Raw genomic sequence first — 24,179 nt, forward strand, 5'->3', positions numbered from 1 at the left:
CTTCACAGCAAAAGCCGGAACATTCCTCTTTGTGAAACTTCACCAAGCCGCTTTTGTCCTTTTGTCAAAACCATGCTATAATGACAAAAAGAACGAAACGGGAGGATCTCGATCGATGTAAAAGATCTACCAAACAAAGCAATCCGCTGAACGCCAGCGCCACATTGTGGACTGCCTGTTTGAAATGCTGAAGTCCATCCCATTTCAAGATGTGACCGTACAGGCGCTGTGCCAGAAATCCGAAGTTCCGCGAAAGACGTTTTATCGCTATTTTGACGGAAAAGAAGGCGTATTTGACGCCATGGTGGATTACATCATGCTGGATTACGAGCGCTTTCCCGGTCCCTACCGCGAAGGGGAACGGCGCACTTCGGAAAAGGATATGGAAAAGATGTTTCTTTTCTGGCACGAACACGACGATTTTCTGACAGCGGTCAGCCGCAGCGGCCTGAGCGGACGGTTTATCGAGCGCTCAATTTACACGAGTTTTCAGGAAAAACTGGGCATGACGATGGTCGCGCAGCAGGAAAGTCTGGACTGGTTCCGCATCACCACCTGTTTTTCCATGTGCGGGCTGTTCGCCCTGATTTGGGACTGGCGCCGCCGCGGTTACCCGCAGACGCCGCAGGAAATGGCGCACATCGCAGTGAAGCTGCTCACGCAGCCGCTGTATCGCTCCTTGCCATAAAAATGCCAAAGTGTTTCACAAAAGTTTGGAACGGGGTGTCACACTTGTCTGTCTCTGTCTCTGTTTTGCCCGTGATGCAGGGATTATAATAGGATCAGATGAAATCGCGCCGGGCTTCCGGCGCACAACACTGATGCAGAGGAGTGCAGACAATGGCACAACAAGTCAAATTGCAGGCAGACGGCCTGCGCGAGCTGCGCCGTGTGGATGAGCGGCTCATGTCTTACAACGTGGAAATGACCGAGGTGACCGGCGGTACTTTCTGGAAGGAATACACCCCCGGCCAGATTGCAGGAACTGAAGGTTTTCCGCCTTCCAAGGGGCTGGAGGATATCGCCAACGCCATGCAGGTCTATCCCCCGGTAAACCTGTACGATGAGAAGCTGCGTGCTTTGGCCAAGGAGTTCGGTCCCGTTTGGGTGCGTGTTTCCGGCACCTGGGCCAGCAAAACCTACTACGATTTTGACGGTACGACCGGCGGCAAGGCTCCCGAAGGATACCAGAGCGTTTTGACCAAAGAACAGTGGATCGGCGTATTGGATTTCGTAAAAGAAATTGGAGCAAAACTGCTGATCTCCGTGGCCAACTGTGCCGGCTTGCACAGCGCCGACGAGCCCTGGAACCCCAGCGAAGCGGAAAAGATCTTCGCGCTGAGCAAGGAGTACGGTGTACCCATCGACGCAGCGGAATTCATGAACGAGCCGAACATGCTGCAGTTCAGCGGCGCGCCCGCCGGTTACACGGCTGCGGACTACGCCCGCGATCAGGATCTGTTCTTTGCCTGGGTGCGCGAGAACTATCCGGACACCCTGCTGGTCGACCCCTGCAACACCGGCAGCGCCGACGAGGACGAAACGCTGGGCGCCATAAGCAACAACAACAGCGACAAACAGGGCGGCGGCATTGCGGATTTGATGGGTGAGGTTGCCTCGCTGCACGATTTGATGCGCGGCACCAAGGAAAAGCTGGATGTATACAGCTATCACTACTACAACGGCATCTCCGAGCGTTTGGCTTCCGTCATGCCCGGCGCCCATTGGGACCCGTCCAAGGCTCATACCGAGGCCTATCTGGCAGTGGCCGGCAGCAGTGCCCGTGCCAATGTCCCCGGCCGTGATCAATACTGCCCCGGCGGCCAGATGTGGGTAACGGAGAGCGGCGACGCCGGCGGCGGCGGAGACACCTGGGCTTCCACCTATCTGGACGTTCTGCGCACGCTGAACGAGCTGGGTGAGTTTGCCACCATCACCGACGGTATCATCTTCCACAACACTCTGGCCTCTTCCGATTACGGCTTCCTGGATCATCGTACTCATGACCCCCGCCCCAACTATTTCGCAGTATTGCTGTGGAATCGTCTGATGGGCACCACGGTCTACGAATCCGGCGAGCCTCTGCGTGAAGGTGCGCACGTCTATGCCCACAGCCGCCGTGACGGCAAGCCGGGTGTTGCGTATCTCATCATCAACAACTCTCTGACCGATACCACCACCGTGGAACTGCCGCGGGACGCACAGCGCTACACCCTTTCCGCGCCCACGCTGCGCAGCCCGGTGATGTACCTGAACGATCGGCCGCTGGAGCTTTCGGGTGAGTTTGATCTGCCCGATTTGAGCCCTGTCGCACAGCCCGCCGGCACGGTGGAGCTTGCGCCCGCCAGCGTCACCTTCCTGGTTCTTTAAAAAACACGAAAACGCCCGAAGCAGACGCTTCGGGCGTTTTTTACATTCCTGCCGCTGCACAGGCCGGTTCGCAGGGACGAAGGGTCAGTTCTCCGGCGGCTGCGTCCAGCAGAAAGGCGTCTCCCTCCTGCGAGAGCATCTGCGAAGCCAGGCACTGCTCCACCTTGCGCGTAATCACGTGCCGCAAACTGCGCGCCCCGCAGGCGGGGTCGTACCCGCTCTCCACCAGCAGGCGCAGCGCGGCCGGCGTATGCTCCAGCACAATGCCCTGCCCGGCTGCACGCTCTTCCAGCTGCGCCAGCATCTGACTCCCGATGATCTGCAGGCTCTCCTTGTCCAGAGGCTGAAATACCAGCAGCTCATCCATGCGGCCCAGCAGCTCCGGACTGAAAAATGCCTTTGCTTCTCCCAAAACCTGCATGCGCACTGCCTGATCGGGTGCGGCTGCGCCAAAGCCCAGCGCGCCCTTCTGCCCCACCAGATGTTTGGCGCCCAGATTGGAAGTGAGAATGATCAGCGTATGGCGAAAATCCACCACGCGGCCTTCGCTGTCGGTCAAACGGCCATCTTCCAGAATCTGCAAAAGCAGGTTGGACACATCCGGATGCGCCTTTTCAATTTCATCAAACAACACCACGCTGTACGGCCTGCGCCGCACCGCTTCCGTCAGTTGACCGCCCTCGCCGTATCCCACATAACCCGGCGGCGCACCGATCAGCCGGGCTGCCGTATGCTTTTCCATATACTCGGACATATCAAAACGGATCAGCGCTTTTCCGCTTCCCATGCAGCATTCTGCCAGGGCTCTGGCCAGTGCGGTTTTTCCCACGCCGGTCGGACCAAGGAACAAAAATGCTCCCATGGGGCGGGTCTCACTGGCCAGGCCCAAACGTGCACAACGCAGAGCGGAAGCCACCGCTCGCACAGCCGGCTGTTGCCCCACTACACATCGTTCCAGTTCCTCTTCCAGATGTGCCATGCGCGCCGACTCGGACTGCGACAGCCGTTCTGCCGGTACGCCGCTTTGCCGCGACACTACTTCCTCCACCAATTCCGCCGTGATGCGTCCATCCGATTTCTCGGAGATACAGGCGGCGCTGCAGGCTTCATCCAATAAGTCGATGGCCTTGTCCGGCAAATTTCGCTCCGGAAGATAGCGCACCGACAGCTGCACCGCCGCGCGAATCGCCTCCGGTTCGATCGTCACATTGTGGTGGCTTTCGTAACAGGGGGCCACCCCCTGTAAAATTTTCAAAGCAGTTTCGGGAGTGGGCTCCGCTACGTCGATGGTGCCAAAGCGCCGGGCCAGGGCCGCGTCTTTCTCAATTTTTCGGTATTCGCTGCTTGTGGTGGCGCCGATGATCTGAATCTCACCGCGCGCCAGCATGGGCTTCAAAATGCTGGACGCATCGATGCCGCCTTCGGCTGCGCCCGCACCAATGATGGCATGCACCTCATCAATGAACAAAATGGTATCGCCCGCCCGCTGTACATCGGACAACACATTTTTGAACCTGTCTTCAAAATCTCCCCGGTATTTGGTTCCTGCCACCAAACTGGCGATATCCAGCGCCAAAATCCGCTTTTCCCGCAGAATGGCCGGCGCCTTTCCCTGGGCGATGCGCAAAGCCAGCCCTTCCACCACAGCGGTTTTTCCCACGCCCGGCGCACCGATCAGGCAGGGATTGTTTTTGCGGCGGCGCGCCAGGATCTGCTCCATGCGAAGAATCTCATCGTCCCGCCCCAGCACCGGATCGATCTCTCCATGCAGCGCCAGAAGCGTCAGGTCGCGGCTGTATTTTTCCGCCACACGGCCGGCAGGCCTTCCCTGGGGCCGGGGCGGCGGCGCATTGTACAACGGCAGCTTGCCGCTTCGTCTTCCATATTCTTTGGCGGCCAGGGCCGGTTCCAGCCCCAGCTGTGCCAGCACCTCGCCCGCACCGCACGGCACCTCCAGCAAAGCTGTCAGCAAATGCGTGGGAGTCGCTTTTCCGCCCTCTGTCGCCTTGGCTTCCAGCACTGCATAGTCCAGACAGCCCGACAGATGCTGGGTAAAATCCCGGGCGGAAAGATGCGTTCGTTTGCCCTGTCCCACACGCTGCGTCAGCACACGCCCCACCCGATAACCGTAAATTTGTTTTTCCACCAGATAGCAGGCCGCGTCCGTCGTATCCGTTCGCAGAAGCGCCATCAGAAGATGTTCCGTTCCCACGTAAGTATGCCCCATCTCCTGTGCCACGCGAATGGCGTCATGAATCACCGCGCCGGCCTGTCTTGCAAATCCTTTGTACCAGAACAATAAAATCGCCCGCCTTTCCTGCTGCTTGTCCCGCTTGAAAGTATGGGCTGCCCCGGCGGCCTTAAATCCGCCAAAATATGGTTTGTGCAAAAGAAAAAAGAGAGGGGCGAAACCCTCTCTTTTTCGTTTGGCGCGCTTATTGCTCCAGCGCTTCCCGCAGCGTCTTTGCAATCTGGTCCGGGCAGGATGTACTCTTGCTGCCGCAGGTCAGACCTTCCATCCGCTGGATGGCCTCCTGCGCGGGCATCCCCTTCAGCAGTGATGCAATCCCTTTCAGGTTGCCGCTGCATCCGCCCAACACCGTCACGTCCTCAATGGTCCCGTCATCCGCCAGCGTAACGGTGGTGGATACCGAACAAACACCTCTGTTTTTGCGTGTATAGGTCATCTTTGCTGCGCCTCCAACGTGCAATTGTCGTTTTTCATTCTAGCACAGCACGCTTTCAGATACAACATAGACAAAAGCTTTCCTGAAAATTTGGCAAAACTCCCGGAAGAGCTGATTTTTCTCTTTAAAATTCGTCAGATTTTCCATAATGCGGAACGACCTTCGCCTGCTTCTTTTGTTCTGCCAGCTTCCAAATGCGCTCGATCATCTCATCGCTGGTGGTAAACGCTCCCAGTGGCGTAGGTTTGGACATGTGCATGCCATGGAAGTCCGTTCCGCCTGTCACGATCAGATTCCAGCGCTCCGCCAGCACGTGCAGCGCCTGCCGGTCCTCGGGTGTGTTGCGGGGATGATCAATTTCCACGCCATCGATCCGCCCTTCGCTGGCCAGTTCTTCCGCCAGCTCCATGCTCTGGTACACACTCGGATGAGCCAAAACAGCCACGCCGCCCGCTTCATGAATCAGATCCAGCACTTTCTCCAGCGGCTCATACGCGGGGTCGTGAAGCACTTTTCCCCCGCGGCCAAACAACTCACGGTAAAGGTCTTTATAAATGCCGTCCGTATAACCATATTCATACAGCAGCCGGATCAAATGTGTTTTGTAGGTAACGCCGCTGCGCCTGGAAAACGCTTTGGCCGCGGCGCGGGTAAACTGCGGGTACATCTTTTCCAGCTCATCAATGCTCAGGCTGGTGACGGCATTTCGCCGGTCCTTCATCAGTTGAAAAAAAGCAAGCAGGCCGGGCGTCAGCTCCGGGCAATAGCAAAGCATGTGGACCCGCCGGCCTCTGCGAGTATCAAAACCCGTCATCTCCACAGCCGGAATCAGGCGCACGCCCTGATCCACCGGATGCTGCTGTGCGTATTGGATGCACAGCTCCGTATCGTGATCGGACACGGCCAGACTGGTCAGGCCGGCACGCCGGGCCAGCAGCGGGAGCAATTCAATATCAGATGATCCATCGGAAAAATTGGTATGTGTATGTAAATCGCCGGGCATGAAAAGGCCTCCTTTTCAGCACACAATGTGCCTGCCCTTATCTTACACCCACGCCGGATTCTTGACAAGTCTGCCCCGGCTGATAGGGCAGCGGCTCCCCGTCCAGAAAATCCTCAACAATGTCCCACACATGACACGGCTCCACATCGTACGCATTCAAAGCAGCCACCACCGCGCGCACAAAGTCCGGATCTGTTCCCACATCATGCACCACGACACCACCGCCCTGCACTCCGTACGTCTGATAGGTCCCCAGCGCGGGATCGCTGATCGTTTCCTCAAACAGATGATACAACATTTTTTGTCTCCTCTTTTGCAGGCCCCGGCCCGCGTTCCATGTTTGATTTCCAGTATACTCGGTTCAAATGGTAAATTTTGGCAAAACATGTAAAACCAACCCGTCTTCAAGGCCCGTGTGAAAAAAGATTGACAAGACGGAGAAAAGAGGCTAAAATAAACCATACGGCATGCAGATGTAGTTTAGTGGTAGAACTCCAGCTTCCCAAGCTGGCCGTGTGGGTTCGATTCCCATCATCTGCTCCAACAAAAAGCTCGGGTATGACCCGGGCTTTTTTACTTTCCCATCCCCACACTTTTTTAGCAGCACCTCCCTTTGAAAGGGCGGTTGACAAACAAGCGAAAACCCTCCATACTCAAAAAGGAGCTCATCCTTTCAAACGGCTTGGAGAACAGGAGATGTCTATGAATCGTGCACAAACCGTCCGGCGATACGCTATTACGCTCATCGCCGTTATTTTCTCTGCATTTTTGCAGGCCTTTACCCTTCAGGTCTTTTTCACGCCGATGCAAATTCTTTCCAGCGGGTTCACCGGTGTGGCCGTGCTGATCGAAAAAATCACCTCTCTGTTTGGAATCCACTTTTCCACCTCGCTGGGCATGATCGCGCTGAATCTTCCGGTGGCTGCCTTTTGTTTCAAGCACATTGGAAAAAAATTCGTGATTTTCTCTCTGCTTCAGGTGTTTCTGGCCAGTACCATTTTAAAATACGCGCATTTTCAGGCGCTCTTTGACAACGTCCTTTTGAACATCTGTTTTGGCGGGTTCCTGTACGGGATCGCCATTGTAACCGCTTTGAAAGGCAACGCTTCCACCGGTGGAACGGACTTTATCGCCCTCTATGTTTCCAATAAAACCGGGCACGCCATCTGGCAGTATGTTTTCGTCTTCAACGCCTGCATGCTGTGTCTGTTCGGCTATCTGTTCGGCTGGGAATACGCGGGGTATTCCATCATGTGTCAGTTTATCTCCACCAAAACCATCGACACATTTTATCACCGCTACAAACGGGTCACGCTCCAAATCACCACCCATGACGCGGAATCCGTGGTCCGTGAGTACATCGCGCATTTCCGCCACGGGATTTCCGTTTTGGACGGACACGGCGGCTACAGCGGCCAGAAAATCAGCTTGCTGCACACGGTGGTCTCTTCTTACGAGGTGCAGGACATCGTTCATCTGATGAAGCAGGTGGACCCGAAAATCATTATCAATGTACTTCCCACCGAAACCTTCTTCGGCGGCTTTTACCAAAAGCCCATCGAATAACACAGGAAAAGCCAGGGCGTTTTCGCCCTGGCTTTTTTCAATGCAGCGTCTTTTAAAAAGACATCATCTTATCGATCCCATTCATGGCCTTCTGCGCGGTGTGCGCCGCTTTTTTCATGGCTTTTTTCACTTCACGGGGATGTTTCTGTGCGGCATATGCCCCTACAGCCCCCAGCGCACTGCCGGCCAGCATACCCATCGCGGCACCGCTCATCATGCTTTTTGTGTTTTTATACATGGTCGTTCGTCCTCCTTTGCTTGGATGCTTGTTGGCATCTGCTGTTAGTTTGCCCCCTGCTTTTTTGTATTTGCAGGGAAAAATTTCCCTTTTCGCATATTTTTCATCCTCCGCACTCCCGGAATGTGGTATACTAACAGTATCTGTGGAGCGAGCAAGGAGGCTTTTTGTGGAACAGATGAAGCGTGTTCTGTGCATACATGACCTTTCCTGTGTGGGAAGATGCAGTCTGACGGTAATTCTCCCGGTTCTTTCCGCCATGGGAGTACAGGCCTGCCCACTGCCCACAGCTCTGCTGAGCACGCACACCGGCGGTCTTGGCACTCCGGCCGTGATTCGCACCGAAGCCTTCTGTCGGGACGCGCTGGCCCATTGGGAACGCCTTTCACTCTCGTTTGACTGCGTTTATTCCGGCTATCTGGCTGACGCAGCCGACGCGGAACTGGTGCGGCGCGCCTTTGCGCAAAACCCGGACGCCTGCAAACTGGTGGACCCGGTGCTGGCCGACCACGGAAAACTGTATCGCGGCGTGACGCCTGCGTTGTGCAGTGCCATGACGGACCTGTGCAAAATGGCCGATATTTTGTGCCCCAATGTCACAGAAAGCGCCGTGTTGCTTGGCCTGGAGCCCGATGATTCCCCGTTTGACCGCGCACAGCTGGCAGAACGGATTGAGCGGCTTCATGCGGCGTTTCCCCGTGCCCGCGGGCTGGTCATTACCGGCGCGCGCCTGAGCGACGGAACGCACGGCAACGCCTTTTGGCAGGAAGACAATTCGTTCTGTTTCCTGCCTTTTGACCCGGTGCCGCAGTCCTATCCGGGCACCGGCGATTTATTTGCGTCTGTTCTTGCCGGCGCGCTGACCCGCGGCCTCCGCCTGGCCGACAGCGTGGAACTGGCGGCCGGCTTTGTGGCCAGAGCAGCAGCCGAGACACTGCGCATGGGGGCAGACCCGCGTTTCGGCACTGCCTTCGAGCGTGTGCTGAGTGATTTGACAAAACCAAAAGAGGGATGATTCTACTTGCCAACTTTGAACATTGTACTGGTGGAGCCTCAAATTCCGCAAAACACCGGAAACGTGGCGCGCACCTGCGCCTGCACCGGCGCGCGGCTGCATCTGGTGGGACCCATGGGATTTGTAGTGGATGACCGAAAGCTGAAACGTGCCGGCCTTGACTATTGGCACATGCTTGATATAACATACTATCAGGATTTGAAGGATTTTTTTGCCAAAAACAACGGTCCTTTTTATTATTTTACCACCAAGGCGCCCCAGCGCTACACCGACGTGCGCTATCCCGACGGAGCATATCTTGTGTTTGGCCGCGAAGATGCAGGGCTGCCGGAACAATTGCTGTTTGAAAACCAGCCCTGGTGCGTGCGCCTGCCCATGCGCAACGACGCGCGGAGCCTGAACCTGTCCAATACGGTGGCCATCGGCGTATACGAAACGCTGCGCCAATGGGACTTTGACGGTCTTCTGGACCAGGGGCATTTAAGAAACTACGATTGGAAGTGAATGTATGAGAAAAGTTGCAGTTTTTACGGATTCCGCCTGTGACATTTCACCGGAATTGCAGCAGAAATACGGCATTGACATCCTTCCCTTTTACATTGCGGTGGACGGAAAAAGCTACACCGAGCGGGAGGATTTTACCAACGAAGAATATTACGAAATGCTGACCAAGTGCGAAGGCATTCCCGTCACATCCCAGATCACGCCCATGCGCTTTCTGGAGCAGTTTGCCCATTACGACGAACAGGGATACACGGACGTTTTGTATGTGGCCATCAACTCCACCGGTTCCAATACCTATCAGAACGCGGTTTTTGCCAGCCGTCAGTATCGGGAAGAGCACCCGGACAGCCAACTAAAATTTCACATTGTGGACAGCCACACCTATTCCATGACGTATGGCTGGCATGTGTGCCAGGCGGCCCGCAAGCTGCAAAACGGCGCGGATGTGCGGGATGTAGTGGAATATCTGGAAGAGCAGTTTGCCTCCATGGAAGTGGCGCTTTCGGTGTATACCCTGCGCTTCATTAAAAAGAGCGGACGCATTTCCGCGGCTGCTGCCTTTGCGGGCGAGCTGCTCGGCCTTCGCCCCATCATTTCCATCATTGACGGCGAGACTGCCACGCCCGCCAAAGTCCGGGGAGATCTGGCGGTGATGCCGGGCCTTGTGAAATACGTAAAAGGGCGCATTCAGCCCGGAACGCCTTATCTTGTGGGCGGCACCGATGAGGAAAACTGCAAAATGCTGGCCAAGCTGTGTAAAAAAGAACTGGGTTACGGCCCTGAAACGCTGTTTTCTTTGGGTGCGGCTGTGGCCACCAATACCGGTCCCGACGCGGTGGCCGTGGTGTTCAACGGCCCGAAGCGCCGCTGATCGATCGTAGGAGAAAAGGGGGTTTTCAAGTTGCAAAAACCGATTTTATACATTGTGATTCCCTGTTACAATGAACAGGAAGTTTTGCCCGTGACCAGCGGCATGTTTCTCAAGAAAATTCAGGACCTGACCGCACAGGGCAAAATCGCTGAAAAGAGCCGCGTGATGTTTGTAAACGACGGGTCCAAGGACAAAACCTGGGAAATTATTCAGGAACTGGCGCGGCAGGATGAACACTATGTGGGCGTGTGCCTGTCCCGCAACCGCGGTCACCAGAACGCCCTTCTGGCCGGACTGATGACCGCCAAGGATCTGGCAGACATCACCATCTCCATTGACTGCGACGGCCAGGATGACATCAACGCCATGGACAGTATGGTGGACGAGTACCTGGCGGGCTGCGACGTGGTTTACGGCGTGCGCTCCAAGCGGGAGACGGACACCTGGTTCAAACGCACCACCGCAGAGGGCTTCTATAAAGTCATGAACGCCCTGGGTGCCAACACCGTGTACAATCACGCAGACTACCGCCTGATGAGCCGCCGCGCTCTGGAAGGGCTGGCCCAGTTCCAGGAAGTAAACCTGTTCCTGCGCGGCCTTGTGCCGCTGGTCGGCTACCGCTCCACCAGCGTGTATTACGAACGCGCCGAGCGTATTGCCGGCGAGAGCCATTATCCGCTGAAGAAAATGCTGAACTTTGCCTTTGACGGCATCACCAGCCTTTCGGTGAAACCCATCCGGCTGATCACCGGACTTGGTTTTCTCATCAGTCTGGCCAGTTTCCTGGGCATCTTGTGGGTGCTGCTGACCAAGCTGTTCGGCGTCACCGTTTCCGGCTGGGCCAGCATGGCCTGCGCCATCTTCTTTATGGGCGGCGTCCAGCTTCTGTGCCTGGGTGTGATCGGCGAGTACATCGGCAAAATCTACAACGAAACCAAGGCCCGGCCCCGTTACATCATCAGTGAAACCACCTTTGACCATCAGAAGAGCGAGGATAACTAAACTCATGGAAAAACAAATGTGGAAAGGTTCCACGCTGCTGGCCCCGGTGCCGCCTGCGCTGGTAAGCTGCGGCGCACTGGAAGCCCCCAATGCTTTGACCATCGCATGGACAGGCATTCTCAACAGCCAGCCTCCCAAAACCTACATCTCCGTGCGGCCGGAACGATACAGCTACGATCTGATCAAAGAGAGCGGAGAGTTTGTCATCAACCTTCCCACGGCGGCGCTGGTGCGCGCCATTGACTACTGTGGTGTTCGCAGCGGCCGGAACGAGAACAAGCTGGCAGCGATGCACCTGTCTGTGCAGCCGGTGGAAGGCTTTTCCTGCCCGATGATTGCCGAAAGTCCCCTGAGCATTGCCTGCCGGGTGACCGACGTGGTCCCGCTGGGCAGTCATGACATGTTCCTGGCAGACATTGTGTCCATTCACGTGGCCAGTGACCTGATTGATGAAAACGGCCGCTTGCGTCTGGCCAAGGCCGGTCTGTGCGCCTATGCACACGGTGAATATTTCGCATTGGGACGAAAAATTGGAGATTTCGGTTTCTCTGTAAAGAAGAAAAAGAAAAAACCGCAATACGACCGCCGAAAGGCAAAATGAGAAAAGCCTCCCCTTGGGGAGGCTTTTTCAGCAAGGAGAGAACAGAAATGACGGAACGTGAAAAAATGCTTGCCGGGGAATTATACGACTGCGGCGACGCAGAACTTTTGGCACAGTGGCATCTGGCCAAGGACCTGATGCGGGAATACAACTGCACCCGCTCAGACGATTTATCCGCCAAAGAACGCATTCTGGACCGACTTTTGGGCGGGCACGGCCGGTCGGTGTGGATTACACCGCCATTCTACGTGGATTACGGCTGCAACATCTTCCTGGGCGATCACTGCGAAATCAATATGAATTGCACGTTTCAGGATGATAACCGCATTGTCATCGGCGACCGCGCCCTGATCGCGCCCAACGTGCAGATTTACACCGCGTTTCATCCTACTTCCGCCCGCGAACGCTTTGGGCCGGTGCGGGAAGACGGCACGTTTTCTTTCTGCAAAACCCGCACAGCACCTGTAGTGATTGGCAATGATGTCTGGATTGGCGGCGGGGCGATCTTGCTTCCGGGCGTCACCATCGGAAACAACGTGGTCATCGGGGCGGGAAGCGTGGTGACCCGAAGCCTGCCGGACAACGTGATCGCATTCGGGTCGCCCTGCCGTGTCGTGCGGCCCAATGCATAAACACGCAACGCAAACGAACCTTTTTTGTTCGCTTGCGTTGGTTGCCGCCAACGTTCTGACCGGGTATTCTTAAGGAAAGAAAGGAGTTCGAAAAAAATGAATCTTCTGATTTCTCAGAATCTGGCCGCCCTTCGGCGGATGCACGGCTACACATTGGAACTGACCGCTGAAAAAAATCGGCGTAACTCTCGCCGTTTTAAACAAGTGGACCTGTAAAAGGACAAGGGGGCATGGCCGATGGACATGCCCCCTTGTTCCAATGAAAACCCACCCGTCAAATCTCTCGTGCCAACCGATACGCTGCTCGATTGGCTTCCAACACACGGCCGCCTGCAAAGCTGTCGCCGATGTTGTACATTTCCGGCGCCACCTGTGCGGCCAGCGCCTGATAATAAGGTGCGTCATCCGGCCGGCCGCCCATGGCCAGCACGACCAGATCCGCCTCCAGCGTAATGCTGGCTGTCTCCGGCCCCAGTTTCGGCGCCAGAGGATTGGGAATGTTTTCCGGAAGCAGCGGCTGCCAGGTATTGTACGGATTGGGCGCACCCTTGGACACATTGCGTTCAATGTGCACCTTGCCCGGCTCAAAGCCTGTCACCTTGGCACAGTTGTACAGCTCCACGCCGGCCTTTTCCATGTAATGCAACAAATGGCCCCGGTTGGCGGTACACACGCCCTGCATAAAGTGCGGCAGCATTTCCACCACTTTGACGTCCCGGTTCAGCTCATACCGCAGCCAATAGGCGGTTTCACAACCGACCACACCGCCGCCGGCGACCACAATTTTTTTCGCATCGCCCAGCAGGGACGGATTTTCCAGAAGCGCCACCGCCTGCACATACCGCACCTGGTCCAGCCCGGGAATGGGCGGGCAGGCATCTTTTGTGCCCACAGCGAACACGATCGAATCGTATTTCTGCTGAGCCAGCCATTCCGTGGTGGCCGCGGTATTCATCCGCAGCGTGAAATTGGGAAGTTTCTGCGCACTTTGCAGCTGCACATTCAGCCATTCCAGATAGTTTTTGATGTCAAACTTTACCGCCGGCACGCTGCCGGACACGATGCGCCCGCCAATACGGTCGGTCTTTTCGATCAGTTCCACTGTGTGCCCGCGCCGCGCGGCTTCCACTGCAAAAATCACGCCGGCCGGGCCGCCGCCCACCACGCCGATTTTCTTTTTGCGAAGAGCCGGCGAAGCCTGTTCGGGAATGCTGTCTTCAAAGCCGGTGCGGGCATTGACTGCGCACTGGATGTGGCCGCCTTCCACAAACTCGTTGACACAGCCTTCCTGACAGCCGATGCAGGGGCAGATGTCCTCGACTCTTCCCTCAAACGCTTTGTTGCACCACTCCGGGTCTGCCAGCAGGGGGCGCCCCAGCATGATCATATCGCACTGGCCGTCCCGCAGCGCTTTTTCCGCCACGTCGGGATATCCCAGTTTGCCGACGGCCACCACCGGAACTTCTACCCCCGCATTGGAGACAATGCCCTTTTTGGCAAAGTGCTCCTTCACGATTTGGGACACATTCAAAAAACAGCCCGCAGGCATGCCGGAAGGCGGATGAGGCAGCCACCAGTTGTCGTAGCAGCCGATGTCCACGTCAAACAGATCCACGCCTGCTTTCACCAGATTTTCCATGTACTCCAGCGTTTCCGCCACGCTGCGCCCGTTTTTAAACTTTTTCAGCGAAGAGACCTGATCCATTCGCTCTCCGTAGGTTTCGTTCAGCGCCAGTGTCAGGTCGATCCGGTACATAATGGGGTAGTTCGGCCCCACGCGGCGGCGAATTTCCCGCACCATATCCAAGCCAAAGCGCTGCCAGTCAGCATACTTGCCCAGGGAGCGGCGGTTGAAGGCCCGGTTGGTCATCTGCTCCAGCAGATAGCCTTCGTGGCCGTGCAGATACACGCCGTCGATCAGACACGCTTTTGCGTCTGCCGCGGCCTGACCTGCGTTATGGATGATTTTGGTCAGCTTATGATCGGACAGACGCAGGCACGGCAGTTCGGGAATGTAAAAGTTGGGATTAAAGGATGCGGACACCGGGAATTTCGTCTGCTGCACCAGGCACGTAGGCGGGCCCACACGGCCCAGGCCCGGCGTCAGCTGAATGAAAAAGCGACTGCCGTATCCATGGCACTGCTGAGCCAGATCGCGCCAGCCGGACATCAGCGTGCGCGCCGGGCTGATGCGCGGCATCATCACTTTTCCGCCCACCTCGGTGACAGTGGGGTCGATTTTGTCGCTGATGGGCACCAGACCGGACGTGATCAGACCCACACCGCCTTTTGCCCGGGCCACAAAATAGCGAATCATCTTTTCACTGGGGCGGCCGTACTCCTCGCACATCATCAGGTTTCCCATGGGAGCCATGACCACACGGTTTTTGATGGTCATGCGGTTCACACGGATGGGCGAGAACAGCGAGGTATACGGATACAGTTCCCTGGTCATACGGGCCGCATTGCCCGCCTGATTTTTCACCCCATCGCGGAACCAGTCGCCAAAATGGTCGCACAGCTCCTGAATGGGGGCGTCGGTTCTCAAATCGCTCAAGACAAACTCCTTCCTGCGCGGGTTTAATGTCCCCTGCGTCTGATTTTTCCATGCATTTCTTTCATGCCTTCCACCTCGTCGCAGACCACTTTCCACTCGCAGGCATTGCAGTCCATATTCACGTCATCCAGAATATGGTCCAGCGCCTTGGTGATGGCCTGTGCTTTGGTGGCCAGTGTGTCCAGCTCGCCATAGGGTGCTTCCGGCAGCGTGACAAACATCAACTTCACCGCCTGGACGTGGCGATTCTGCTTGTACTGCCGGATGAACAGATTTCCGATCTGTTCAAAATTCAGCCCTGCTTTTAAAGCCTTTTTCGAAACGCGGGCCTGCTCCCGGTTGGAAAACGCCGCGGCCCGGATCATATAGCCTTCCGGATACACACCATATTTGCGGGTTTCGATCTCCCGGAGAATGGCGAAAGCCGCCTGCTCACCGTTTTGTGCAATGTTGTCGGTTCGCAGAATCGCAATGCGGGCAAAGCTGCAGTCCTGCCGAATGTCCGCAAGATCCGGCCCATAAACCAGGATTTCGTCCTGCGGGACAGCGGTCTCGCTCTCCGTGACCAAAAGTGTGCTGACACTGTCACAGGAAAGCGCCCCCAGTTCATAAGCGGCTTCGCTTCCCAGAATCAGCTGATTTTTGCCCGTTTCCCGGGCCGCGCGGGCCGGATTGCCCGGATAAATACGCGGCGTATACGGTGCCAGGCAGGCCTGCGTCTGGTCGATCACCGTGTCAAAAAAATTCATCACAGCTTTTCTTCCACATCCTTCTGGTCATGATAGGCCAAAAGCCGATTGTACAGCTTCTCTGCCATCTTCATATCCGCATTGGTAATGTACACCAGGAAGGTCAGCGCAAACAGCGCCACAATCACAATCAAAACGATCCAATACCAGGCCATCTATCTCACTCCTGTTCCATACCTTTCTGACGGGCGTATTCCGCCGCGCCCAAAGCACCCATGAGCTGCGGGTCCACAGGCAGTTCTGTCACCTTGATACGCAGCACATTTTCGATCGCCGCCTTCAGACCTTTGTTTTTGGCGCATCCGCCAGTCAACGTAATGTGATCTTTCGCACCGGCTTTTTTCGCCATGACAAAGCAGCGCTTGGCCACAGACTGCTGGATGCCCGCTGCGATCTCATCGCGGGGCTTGCCCTCGCCCACCAGCGTGATGACCTCGCTCTCGGCAAACACCGTGCACTGCGCCGTAATGGGAATCACGTTCTTGGCCGACAGCGACAATTCGGAAAATTCATCCAGCGTGCATTCAAACGCACGGGCCATGGCCTCGAAGAAACGGCCTGTGCCTGCGGCGCATTTATCGTTCATGGCAAAGTTCAAAACTGTGCCGTCCTGATCGATGGCAATACCTTTTACGTCCTGCCCGCCAATATCGATGATCGCCTTCACCGTGGGGTCCACCACGTGCACGCCCATGGCGTGGCAGGAAATCTCAGAAATGTTCTCCTGCGCCTGAGGCACCTTGTTGCGGCCGTAGCCGGTACCGATGAGGTATGCCAGATCGCCGATGCCGGACAAGCCGTCCACCTTGGCCACTGCCTGATCCAGCGCTTCCTTGGCGCTGATCTCGGAATTGATGCGGCTGCGGATGGTCACATCACTGACCATTTTCCCAGCCTCGTCCAGAATGACGCATTTCGTGTAGGTAGAACCCACATCGCACCCGCCGAAATATTTCATATTCACTCTCTCCTTTACCAAGTCAGGTCATCGTCGTAATCCACCAGCGTGGGGTCCAAAGGTTCGGCCCGGAACACGGTGGTCATATAGCGGTTCACACGGTCGCGCATGGCTTTGCGGGATACGGTCCGCGGGTCCATCAGATCGTGCTCGATCCAGATCAGGTGAATGCCGCGTTCACGCGCCTGCTCTTCGAACAGACCCTGCAGGCCGGCAAAGTTTTTGCACGAAACATGGTTATACATGAACACGATGTTCGCGTTGAACTTTTCGCACATCTTCCAGCATTCGTCCAGCGCATTCACATAGCCGCCGTTGGAATGAGAGCGCATGGTCATACGCTCGTAGCCACGGGCCATATCTACCAGAACTTTCTTTTTGTCGTGCTCGTCATAGTGGTGATAGGCCAGCATACATTCCATATCCACCAGGGTTTTGATGCCCCAGCAGTTCTGCGCCCAGTAGGTAAAGTTGGAATAGTAATGGGCCGGGCAGCTCCATACAATGGCCCGGTAACGGGGTTTGTCGTCGGTTTCCACCGAATGGGCATAGCCCTTTTTCATCAGCTTGTTTACCTTGGCGTCGTACTTGCACATTTTCGGGTCCAGCGAACTGGCGATCTGCATCTCGTATTCCCGGTGCAGTGCCAGCGCCGCGCCGCAAATCTGCGGATAATCGGTGCAGTTCACGTCCCACTTTTCGATCATGTAGTCGGATTCTTTGTTGTAGCGTTTCACGCCTTCAAAGAACGCGTCCCAGTCAAACTTGACGTTGAACTGCTTTTCAATGAACTCCACGCAGCCCCACAGATTCTTGACTGCGTATTCCTGCACTTCCGGCTCATTGAAGCGCTGCGGCGGCGTGATCTGATAGTTGGGCAGTTTGAAGTAGCGGTTGCTGTACATGGTGCTTGCCACCGAACCGTCGCAGGGCATGGAGCTGGAGACATAAGCCGCGCCCACCTTGGGATAATCATCCACCACGCAGCAGCCTGCCTCAGCTGCCGGCAAGGGGCACACGTCCGATGCAAGGCCATAGTGCTCAATGGCGTCGATGTAGTAGATGTTGGCCTGCTGGTCCACCTCACCGACCACAAAGATAGGCGCCATCTGAATGGGAATGCCCTTCAGCGTGGGGAATCCGTTCATGATCTGAATGGGCATCATCTCGTCAAAAATAACGGTTTTCGAGCGAAGTTCCGCAGCCTTCTTGGAATTGGGATTCAGGTTTTCATCCCGCTCCAGCAAATCGCGGATCATCCCTGCGGAATTCTGCAGAACAGCGTAAAACTGCTGATGGGTGTAGCGCAGTTCATACCCGCGCAGGCCGATGGTGTGACGGTCCAGAAACGCGGGGGTGGTGATGTAGGACACAAGCCACCGGTAGCGTTTCAAGCCGCGGAAGAACTGCGGCAGAACCGGCCCCAGCTTGCAGCCCAGCATTCCCAGAAGCCGCAGCCAGCATCCGTAATCATAAAGTGTGTCTTTCAGGCCTTTCCACTCGCGGCGCTTGGTGCAGCGGTGCTCGGCGGAATACAAATCGCCCAGGCCTTTTCCGGTTTTGGGATCATAGGCCATGTCACTTCACCTCCCGTTTTTTCTTCGCTTTGATCTTCTTGATCTCGATGCTCTCCACAAAGGCCTGCACGCGGGTGCGCAGCTGCCCGCTGGTGCGGGACATATACGGCCGGTCAATGGACAATGTGGGGATATTGTACTCGTTGTGCATCACATGGCTGGCCAGCGCGCGCTCGTAAGACCAGTAGGTGCAGAATTTGATCTGCTCGTAGATGATGCCGTCGGCGTGGTAATCCCGCGCCAATTCCGCCGCGAAATCCAATCGTTTCTGCACCTTGTGCTGCGCGCAGTGCCGCACGCACAAAGTTGTCTGCAGATAATTGCGGCAAACCTGCGTCAGGGCGTCCTCGTCCTCGGTCAGAACGATTTCCTGCCGTCCGGGGAAACTGCCGTAGCAGAACCGGTCAGCCACCACCAGAGCACCGCTGTCTTCGATCAGACTGATGAGCTCCGGGTCGTCGATCTCGGAACCTACGACCACCACTTTTGCACGGAACTTCTTTTTGGGGTCCGGCTCCCGCGTTTTCAATTCCTCCAGCGTCTCACGCAGCTTTTCCACCACCAGATCCTTGGGGCAGACATAGGTGGCCAGCGTCAAAATGTGGAATTCATATCCCGTGATGGTGGGGTTATCCAGCTTGCGGAAATTTCCGATCTCCGTGATGAGACGACAGATCTCGTTGTGGCGTTCAACCGCTTTGCGGATGGCCGCGTCCGACACGTCGATTCCATAATTTTCATGCAGCGGCTTCAAAATCTTGCGGGAAAGCTGCTCCCGCAGATGCGCCACGCAGTCTTCGTCGTCCGAACAGGGCGAGTCCAGATTGCACCAGAAAAAATCTTTTTTCTCCGGATCATTCACGCCCAGAAGCTCCATGTTTTCCATGCCGCGGTTCATGCACTCGCACACGTCCACGCCGGCCATGGCGTCCAGGAATTTGTAGCCGCCCTCCAAACCGCGTTCCAGCAGTGCCCGCGCATATTCGCAGGTCGCGTTGGACATGTAGTACGTCGCAATCTCCATGGAGCCGGTGCGCGGCGCACGCAGCCGCACGGAAAAGCATCCGTCCAGGTTCAGCAGCACTTCGGGCATATGATAGCAGGTATACCCCAGCGCCAGCCGCCCCTCGGCTTTGGCCTGCCGCACCAGATCGTTGTTTGCATCTTCCAGCAACTTTTCAAAATAATACAGATGTTTCAGATCTTTCATACCGCACCTTCTTTCCCTGTCAACTTATTGGATGCCCATGGCGGTCAGCGCCTTGCGCACACCCGTTACCAAATTGGAATCATCCGGCAGTTCCATCACGCTCTTGCCCTGCACATCACACATGGCCAGACGCGAATCGTCCGCGATCTGCGCCAGCACCGGTATGCCGCCCGTATCCACAAACTGTTCCAGCGCCGGGTCGTTAAAGCGGTTGATGATGACGCCGATCTCCTTGTACATCACCAGCTCATCCGCCACCTGCTTGATGGTGCGGATCACCTGTGTGCCCTTGCGGCTGGGATCCGTGACCAGAATCAAATGCGTCACGTTTTCCATCACGCGGCGGTTCACCTGCTCGATGCCGGCTTCTCCGTCGATCACCACATAATCGAACTCGCCCGACACCATGCTGATCACAGCCTTCAGGTAGGAGTTGATGCTGCAGTAACAGCCAGCCGCCTCCGGCCGTCCTACCGCCAGAAAGACGAAGCCGTCTTTTTCCACCATGGCGTCAAAAATGCGGAACTTGGATTCGCCCAACAGTTCAATGGCTTTCTTCTTGCTTTTGTCCTCTTCTCCGGATGCAGTGATTGCTTTTCGAATGTCGTCAATGGTCTGAGTGACCTGCACATTCAACGCGGTCGCCAGCCCCACGGCAGGGTCTGCGTCAATGGCTAAAATGCGCGCCCCCGGATGATCGTGCACCAGCTGACGCACGATGGCCGCGGAAATGGACGTTTTTCCAACGCCGCCCTTTCCAGCGACCGTGATGATCACGTTCTCCATACTCTTCCTCCTTTATGCCGAAGAACCGGCTTCTAAATGTCAGTCATTATGACATTTAAGAGCACAAAAAAACACGGCATCTATTTTTGGCCGTTTTTTAAACAATCGCCGCGGAAAGCTGCCACAAACAAATCACACAACTGGTCCATGCGCGCTTTCGCGTCCTGCCGAAGGCTCCGGCGATCATAACTCATTTTCTCCATCACGCCCAAAATGGAATCATAGGCGTTATAATACAGCGAAGCAACATCAATTTCGGAACTGATGGTTCCATCTTCCAGCCCGCAGCGAATCGCCCGCACCAAAGGGCTGTCGGAAATTTCAAACCGCTCCGGCGGCCAGTTCACATCCTCTTTCTCCCGGCCGGCAGAGCTGAGCGCCATCTCGGCATCCGCGCAAAAACGAATTTGCGCGGGATACTCTAAATACATATGCGAATAGAACATCAAAATTTGCCGAACCTGCTCGATGCCGGGTACCCCGCTGGCACATACTTTCTGTGCGCGCAGATTTGCTTCCTGCGTCATCCGGTCGTAATACAAATAGGCGGCCGCCTGCACCAAGTCCAGTTTCGTTTTATAATACCGGTAAACCGATCGTTCCGTAACACCTGCGGCCCGGGCAATGTCCGCCACGGTGGTTCCGGCGATGCCCTGGCACACAAAAACGTCCAACGCAGCCTGTACCACCCGCTGTTTGTTCTGCTCCCGAATTTCTTCCAGTGACATACTTCTGCCCGTTCCTTTCTTTATCTTCATTGAACCACAGTTTTTGTGCAAAGGCAATTTCTTTTTGCATAAAAGTTATTTTTTTGTCAATGTGCATTTGAAAAAATGCTCTTTTTTGTACACATTTTCCTGCAAAAAAGCACAAAGGCCCGTGCGGCAACGCCGCACAGGCTCTTGTCAGAACTTCAATATTCGCTTTACGCAATGCCCCCGGCCTCTTATCCCATCGCCGGAATCGGGAGTACCTTTCGATAAAATTTGACGATCATGCCCACCAGCACAGCGGACACCACTGTCCCCACGCCAATGCCGCGCAGCTCGTGAAAGAAGCACAGTGACAGTACGATTGCCAACGCCACTGTGGTCACATCAAAGCAGACTTTCACCGTTCCAAAGTCGCGGTTCGACACATGTGCAATGGCCTTCACAACGCCTTCACCCGGTACCAGCAGTGCGTTGGCCGCCACTTCCAGCGTAATGCCCAGTGCGAGAATCGCACAGCCGGCCAGCAGTGAAATGGTTTTGGCCACAACTGTTTCGGGCTGCATCCTGCTCAGCAGCAGCATACTGACGTCGATGGCACCGCTGAAAATCAGGTTGACTAAAATTTGCAGATACTGGATTTTGGGGAATTTGCGGCGCAGCAAAAGTGTCTGTGTCAAAATGAACAGACAATTCAGAACGAACGTAAACTGTCCCAGCGTAGGTGAAAATTTCAAGCTTGCCACATACGGCAGACTCGAAATAGGGGATGTTCCCAAAGCGGCTTTCGTGATAAAGCTGATTCCGAAAGAGTTGATCACAAGCCCCAGAACGAACAGCGCATACCGCTGCACCCATTTTGATTGTTTCATGAAAAAAATCGATCTCTTTTCTTTCCAAAAATCACATAACATCTCTATTTTATCTCTTTTAGAGCATAAGTACAAGCACACTGTGACGCCTCAGGGCTTGACAAACATCTCCTAAAAAGGTATAGTTTAAACAGTCTTTTTCAGGGAGGAACAACGATGCAGACAGCACTTCTTTATGCGGCTGCCGGAACCGGATTCACATTTTTGATGACGACTCTTGGTTCCTCGCTTGTATTTTTCTTTCGCAAACAGGCCGGCCACAATATTCAGCGCATCTTTCTTGGATTTGCGGCAGGCGTTATGATCGCCGCCAGCGTTTGGAGCCTTTTGATGCCGGCCATTGAGCAGGCGGAAGAATCCGGCATTCCCGGCTGGCTGCCTGCGGCAGGCGGACTGGTGCTGGGCGTAGCATTTTTGATGCTGATGGATTCGCTTCTGCCCCATTTGCATCCGGGTGCTTCGGAACCGGAAGGTGTACCTTCGTCCTGGCGGCGTACCACATTGATGGTTCTGGCCGTCACACTGCACAACATTCCGGAAGGCATGGCTGTGGGTCTTTCCTTTGCGCTGGCCGCACAGGCTTCCCAGGGCGGAACAGCTGCCCTCTCGGCCGCCGCGGCGCTGGCGCTGGGAATCGGCATTCAGAACTTTCCGGAGGGCGCCGCGATCTCGCTTCCCCTGCGGCAGGAGGGCATGAGCCGGGGCCGCGCTTTTCTGTACGGCAGCCTCTCGGGAATCGTCGAACCGATTTTCGGAATTCTCATTGTTCTGATTGCCGGTTCCATCCAGCCGCTGATGCCTTGGATGCTGAGTTTTGCGGCAGGCGCCATGCTGTACGTAGTGGTGGAAGAACTGATTCCCGAAGCGCATCTGGGCGAACATTCCAACACCGGAACGCTGGGTGTGATGGCAGGTTTTTTGATTATGATGATTTTGGACGTGGCACTTGGCTGAACGTTCAAAAACGGCATGACCCGATGGTCATGCCGTTTTTTTGTAGCACTTCTGCAAAGCAGCTTTTTACCGTGTCTTTCGCGACCTGCACCCCAACGGCCGGAACAAAGCCCCCGGCAATGCCAGCACCAGCACAATGCCAATGGCAATGGCTGCAGCGATTTTCAGTGTTTCCACGCCTTTTGCCAGGCACTGGCCTTCTTCCCCCATAATGAAATAATACACCGTATAATAGATTCCCGCACCGGGCACCAGAGGAAAAATGCCGCCCATAATAAAAACTGTCATGGGGCAGCGGCGCACCACTGCCAAAATGCGTGACAGCAGCGCCAAAACCACCGCCGCAACCAGCGATGCGGTCACCACGCCCTGCTCCATCTGAACCAGCAGCCAATAGGCGGCCCATCCCGCCATGCCGGTCAAGCCGCACCAGGCCCACTCCTGCCGCGGCGCATGAAACAGCACCGCAAAAGCGACCACCGATACAAAGGAAACCGCGCACTGTATCAGAAACGCAAAAATCATAACACTACCCCCGGAATCAGCGCACACAGTTTCAATACAAAACCGACTCCCAGCGCGATGGATACCGCAATCAGCAGCGCCTCCGCCGCTCGAATGGTCCCGGACACATAATCGCTGTTGGCCACATCCCGAATGGCATTGGTCAGCGCGATGCCGGGGACCAGCGGGATAATTCCGCCGATGATGATCTTATCCAAACTGCATGTAACTCCCACCAAACGCATCATCTGCATCATGAGCACGCTTGCCATTGCCACCAGCACCGCACAAAGCGTATTGGAAATGAACTGACCGGCTCCGTTCTTTCCCAAAAACAGAACAAACGGCTGCAGCACGAGCCCCACCCAAAAGGCCGCAAAAGCGTCCCAGGCGGTACCGCCGAACAAATAGGCAAAGCAGGCCGTGCCCACACCGCAGGCAAACACCTGCAGCCAGACGGCGCTCGCCGGCAGGCTGCGCACATCTTCCAGCTCTTTTTGCGCCTGTTCCAGAGAAACTGCGCCGCCCGCAATGCGCCGCGACAATGCGTTGACCGCCATCACTCTGGACAAATGCACACTGCGGGTACGCACATAGCGCATTTCATTGACGCTGCCGCCCTCGCTTTTTTCCAGGGATACGAAAATCGCATTGGTCACTACGTATGCATGAATGTCGGGTGCACCATAGGCCCGACCAATGTGTTCAATGGTTTGCTGGACCCGGTAGATCTCGCCGCCGCTTTCCAAAAGAAGCTGGGCTGCGTCGGCGGCCAGGCGAGCCACCTGTTCCTGCTGTGCCAAACTGATCTCT

The 24,179-nt window shown here is 55.7% G+C and carries 26 protein-coding genes and 1 tRNA gene; 11 read left to right on the plus strand and 16 right to left on the minus strand.

All coding sequences use genetic code 11. From position 1 onward, the window contains the following. Positions 1–166 precede the first annotated feature (166 nt). Both ACKTS9_RS05360 and ACKTS9_RS05365 read left to right on the plus strand, forming a co-directional pair. Positions 167–688 carry a TetR/AcrR family transcriptional regulator gene (locus ACKTS9_RS05360; RefSeq protein WP_349215724.1) on the plus strand — a complete coding sequence of 174 codons (522 nt, stop codon included), beginning with the start codon at positions 167–169 and terminating at the stop codon, positions 686–688. Between the two features lie 152 nt (positions 689–840). After that, positions 841–2,370: a beta-glucuronidase gene (locus ACKTS9_RS05365; RefSeq protein ID WP_349215723.1), complete on the plus strand. Its 1,530-nt coding sequence runs from the start codon at positions 841–843 to the stop codon at positions 2,368–2,370. A gap of 40 nt (positions 2,371–2,410) precedes the next feature. Here ACKTS9_RS05365 and ACKTS9_RS05370 read toward each other — a convergent pair whose 3' ends face one another. The 4 genes from ACKTS9_RS05370 to ACKTS9_RS05385 all read right to left on the minus strand — a co-directional run bounded on the left by ACKTS9_RS05370 (position 2,411) and on the right by ACKTS9_RS05385 (position 6,358). Continuing rightward, positions 2,411–4,669, minus strand: a complete 2,259-nt coding sequence (locus ACKTS9_RS05370; RefSeq protein ID WP_407879420.1) for an ATP-dependent Clp protease ATP-binding subunit — start codon at positions 4,667–4,669, stop codon at positions 2,411–2,413. Positions 4,670–4,805: 136 nt separating this feature from the next. Continuing rightward, complete coding sequence (locus ACKTS9_RS05375; RefSeq protein WP_349215720.1) at positions 4,806–5,057, minus strand: TIGR03905 family TSCPD domain-containing protein; 252 nt, start codon at positions 5,055–5,057, stop codon at positions 4,806–4,808. A gap of 124 nt (positions 5,058–5,181) precedes the next feature. After that, a complete protein-coding gene (locus tag ACKTS9_RS05380) occupies positions 5,182–6,060 on the minus strand; it encodes a PHP domain-containing protein (RefSeq protein ID WP_349215719.1) in 879 nt (292 codons plus the stop codon). A gap of 37 nt (positions 6,061–6,097) precedes the next feature. Then, complete coding sequence (locus ACKTS9_RS05385) at positions 6,098–6,358, minus strand: hypothetical protein (protein WP_349215717.1); 261 nt, start codon at positions 6,356–6,358, stop codon at positions 6,098–6,100. A gap of 171 nt (positions 6,359–6,529) precedes the next feature. Here ACKTS9_RS05385 and ACKTS9_RS05390 point away from each other — a divergent pair. After that, positions 6,530–6,603: transfer RNA gene (locus ACKTS9_RS05390), tRNA-Gly, on the plus strand. A 159-nt stretch (positions 6,604–6,762) separates the two neighbouring features. Continuing rightward, on the plus strand, positions 6,763–7,626 hold the full coding sequence (locus tag ACKTS9_RS05395; protein WP_349215716.1) for a YitT family protein: 864 nt from the start codon (positions 6,763–6,765) through the stop codon (positions 7,624–7,626). Positions 7,627–7,678: 52 nt separating this feature from the next. Here ACKTS9_RS05395 and ACKTS9_RS05400 read toward each other — a convergent pair whose 3' ends face one another. Then, on the minus strand, positions 7,679–7,864 hold the full coding sequence (locus ACKTS9_RS05400) for a hypothetical protein (protein ID WP_349215714.1): 186 nt from the start codon (positions 7,862–7,864) through the stop codon (positions 7,679–7,681). A 178-nt stretch (positions 7,865–8,042) separates the two neighbouring features. Between ACKTS9_RS05400 and ACKTS9_RS05405 the strand changes: the two genes are divergently transcribed. From ACKTS9_RS05405 to ACKTS9_RS05430, 6 genes are read left to right on the plus strand one after another with little or no spacing between them, the layout of a single operon-like run. Then, complete coding sequence (locus ACKTS9_RS05405) at positions 8,043–8,879, plus strand: pyridoxamine kinase (RefSeq protein ID WP_349215781.1); 837 nt, start codon at positions 8,043–8,045, stop codon at positions 8,877–8,879. A 6-nt stretch (positions 8,880–8,885) separates the two neighbouring features. Further along, on the plus strand, positions 8,886–9,383 hold the full coding sequence (locus tag ACKTS9_RS05410) for a tRNA (cytidine(34)-2'-O)-methyltransferase (RefSeq protein ID WP_349215713.1): 498 nt from the start codon (positions 8,886–8,888) through the stop codon (positions 9,381–9,383). Positions 9,384–9,387: 4 nt separating this feature from the next. Next, complete coding sequence (locus tag ACKTS9_RS05415; protein WP_349215712.1) at positions 9,388–10,254, plus strand: DegV family protein; 867 nt, start codon at positions 9,388–9,390, stop codon at positions 10,252–10,254. A 30-nt stretch (positions 10,255–10,284) separates the two neighbouring features. Continuing rightward, a complete protein-coding gene (locus tag ACKTS9_RS05420; protein WP_349215711.1) occupies positions 10,285–11,256 on the plus strand; it encodes a glycosyltransferase family 2 protein in 972 nt (323 codons plus the stop codon). Between the two features lie 4 nt (positions 11,257–11,260). After that, positions 11,261–11,857, plus strand: coding sequence for a flavin reductase family protein (locus ACKTS9_RS05425; protein ID WP_349215710.1), 597 nt, complete (start codon positions 11,261–11,263; stop codon positions 11,855–11,857). Positions 11,858–11,904: 47 nt separating this feature from the next. Next, positions 11,905–12,489, plus strand: a complete 585-nt coding sequence (locus tag ACKTS9_RS05430; RefSeq protein ID WP_349215709.1) for a sugar O-acetyltransferase — start codon at positions 11,905–11,907, stop codon at positions 12,487–12,489. Between the two features lie 274 nt (positions 12,490–12,763). Here ACKTS9_RS05430 and ACKTS9_RS05435 read toward each other — a convergent pair whose 3' ends face one another. The 9 genes from ACKTS9_RS05435 to ACKTS9_RS05475 all read right to left on the minus strand — a co-directional run bounded on the left by ACKTS9_RS05435 (position 12,764) and on the right by ACKTS9_RS05475 (position 21,908). Next, positions 12,764–15,046, minus strand: coding sequence for an FAD-dependent oxidoreductase (locus tag ACKTS9_RS05435; protein WP_349215708.1), 2,283 nt, complete (start codon positions 15,044–15,046; stop codon positions 12,764–12,766). Between the two features lie 23 nt (positions 15,047–15,069). After that, on the minus strand, positions 15,070–15,795 hold the full coding sequence (locus ACKTS9_RS05440; protein ID WP_349215706.1) for a hypothetical protein: 726 nt from the start codon (positions 15,793–15,795) through the stop codon (positions 15,070–15,072). Then, positions 15,795–15,950, minus strand: coding sequence for a hypothetical protein (locus ACKTS9_RS05445; RefSeq protein WP_349215705.1), 156 nt, complete (start codon positions 15,948–15,950; stop codon positions 15,795–15,797). The genes ACKTS9_RS05440 and ACKTS9_RS05445 overlap by 1 nt, the downstream gene beginning before the upstream one ends. Positions 15,951–15,955: 5 nt before the next feature. After that, positions 15,956–16,753 (minus strand): acyl-CoA dehydratase activase, encoded by a 798-nt coding sequence (locus ACKTS9_RS05450; RefSeq protein ID WP_349215703.1) that lies wholly within the window; start codon positions 16,751–16,753, stop codon positions 15,956–15,958. A 14-nt stretch (positions 16,754–16,767) separates the two neighbouring features. After that, the gene (locus tag ACKTS9_RS05455) at positions 16,768–18,330 is read right to left on the minus strand and encodes a 2-hydroxyacyl-CoA dehydratase family protein (RefSeq protein WP_349215702.1); all 1,563 of its coding nucleotides are present in this window, start codon (positions 18,328–18,330) and stop codon (positions 16,768–16,770) included. A gap of 1 nt (position 18,331) precedes the next feature. Further along, a complete protein-coding gene (locus ACKTS9_RS05460; protein ID WP_407879428.1) occupies positions 18,332–19,540 on the minus strand; it encodes a 2-hydroxyacyl-CoA dehydratase family protein in 1,209 nt (402 codons plus the stop codon). A gap of 24 nt (positions 19,541–19,564) precedes the next feature. Further along, the gene (locus tag ACKTS9_RS05465) at positions 19,565–20,326 is read right to left on the minus strand and encodes an ArsA-related P-loop ATPase (protein WP_349215700.1); all 762 of its coding nucleotides are present in this window, start codon (positions 20,324–20,326) and stop codon (positions 19,565–19,567) included. An 80-nt stretch (positions 20,327–20,406) separates the two neighbouring features. Then, the gene (locus ACKTS9_RS05470; protein WP_349215699.1) at positions 20,407–21,054 is read right to left on the minus strand and encodes a TetR/AcrR family transcriptional regulator; all 648 of its coding nucleotides are present in this window, start codon (positions 21,052–21,054) and stop codon (positions 20,407–20,409) included. Between the two features lie 218 nt (positions 21,055–21,272). After that, positions 21,273–21,908, minus strand: a complete 636-nt coding sequence (locus ACKTS9_RS05475) for a YczE/YyaS/YitT family protein (RefSeq protein ID WP_407879430.1) — start codon at positions 21,906–21,908, stop codon at positions 21,273–21,275. 156 nt (positions 21,909–22,064) lie between these two features. On the opposite strand from ACKTS9_RS05475, the gene ACKTS9_RS05480 reads away from it, so the two are divergent. Next, a complete protein-coding gene (locus ACKTS9_RS05480; protein ID WP_349215695.1) occupies positions 22,065–22,862 on the plus strand; it encodes a ZIP family metal transporter in 798 nt (265 codons plus the stop codon). 66 nt (positions 22,863–22,928) lie between these two features. On the opposite strand, the gene ACKTS9_RS05485 is transcribed toward ACKTS9_RS05480, so the two are convergent. Then, positions 22,929–23,387, minus strand: a complete 459-nt coding sequence (locus ACKTS9_RS05485; protein WP_349215694.1) for a threonine/serine exporter family protein — start codon at positions 23,385–23,387, stop codon at positions 22,929–22,931. Further along, complete coding sequence (locus ACKTS9_RS05490; protein ID WP_349215693.1) at positions 23,384–24,169, minus strand: threonine/serine exporter family protein; 786 nt, start codon at positions 24,167–24,169, stop codon at positions 23,384–23,386. The genes ACKTS9_RS05485 and ACKTS9_RS05490 overlap by 4 nt, the downstream gene beginning before the upstream one ends. Positions 24,170–24,179: the final 10 nt, after the last annotated feature.

This window comes from Owariibacterium komagatae, assembly GCF_045865535.1.
GTDB lineage: Bacteria > Bacillota > Clostridia > Oscillospirales > Ruminococcaceae > Ruthenibacterium > Ruthenibacterium komagatae.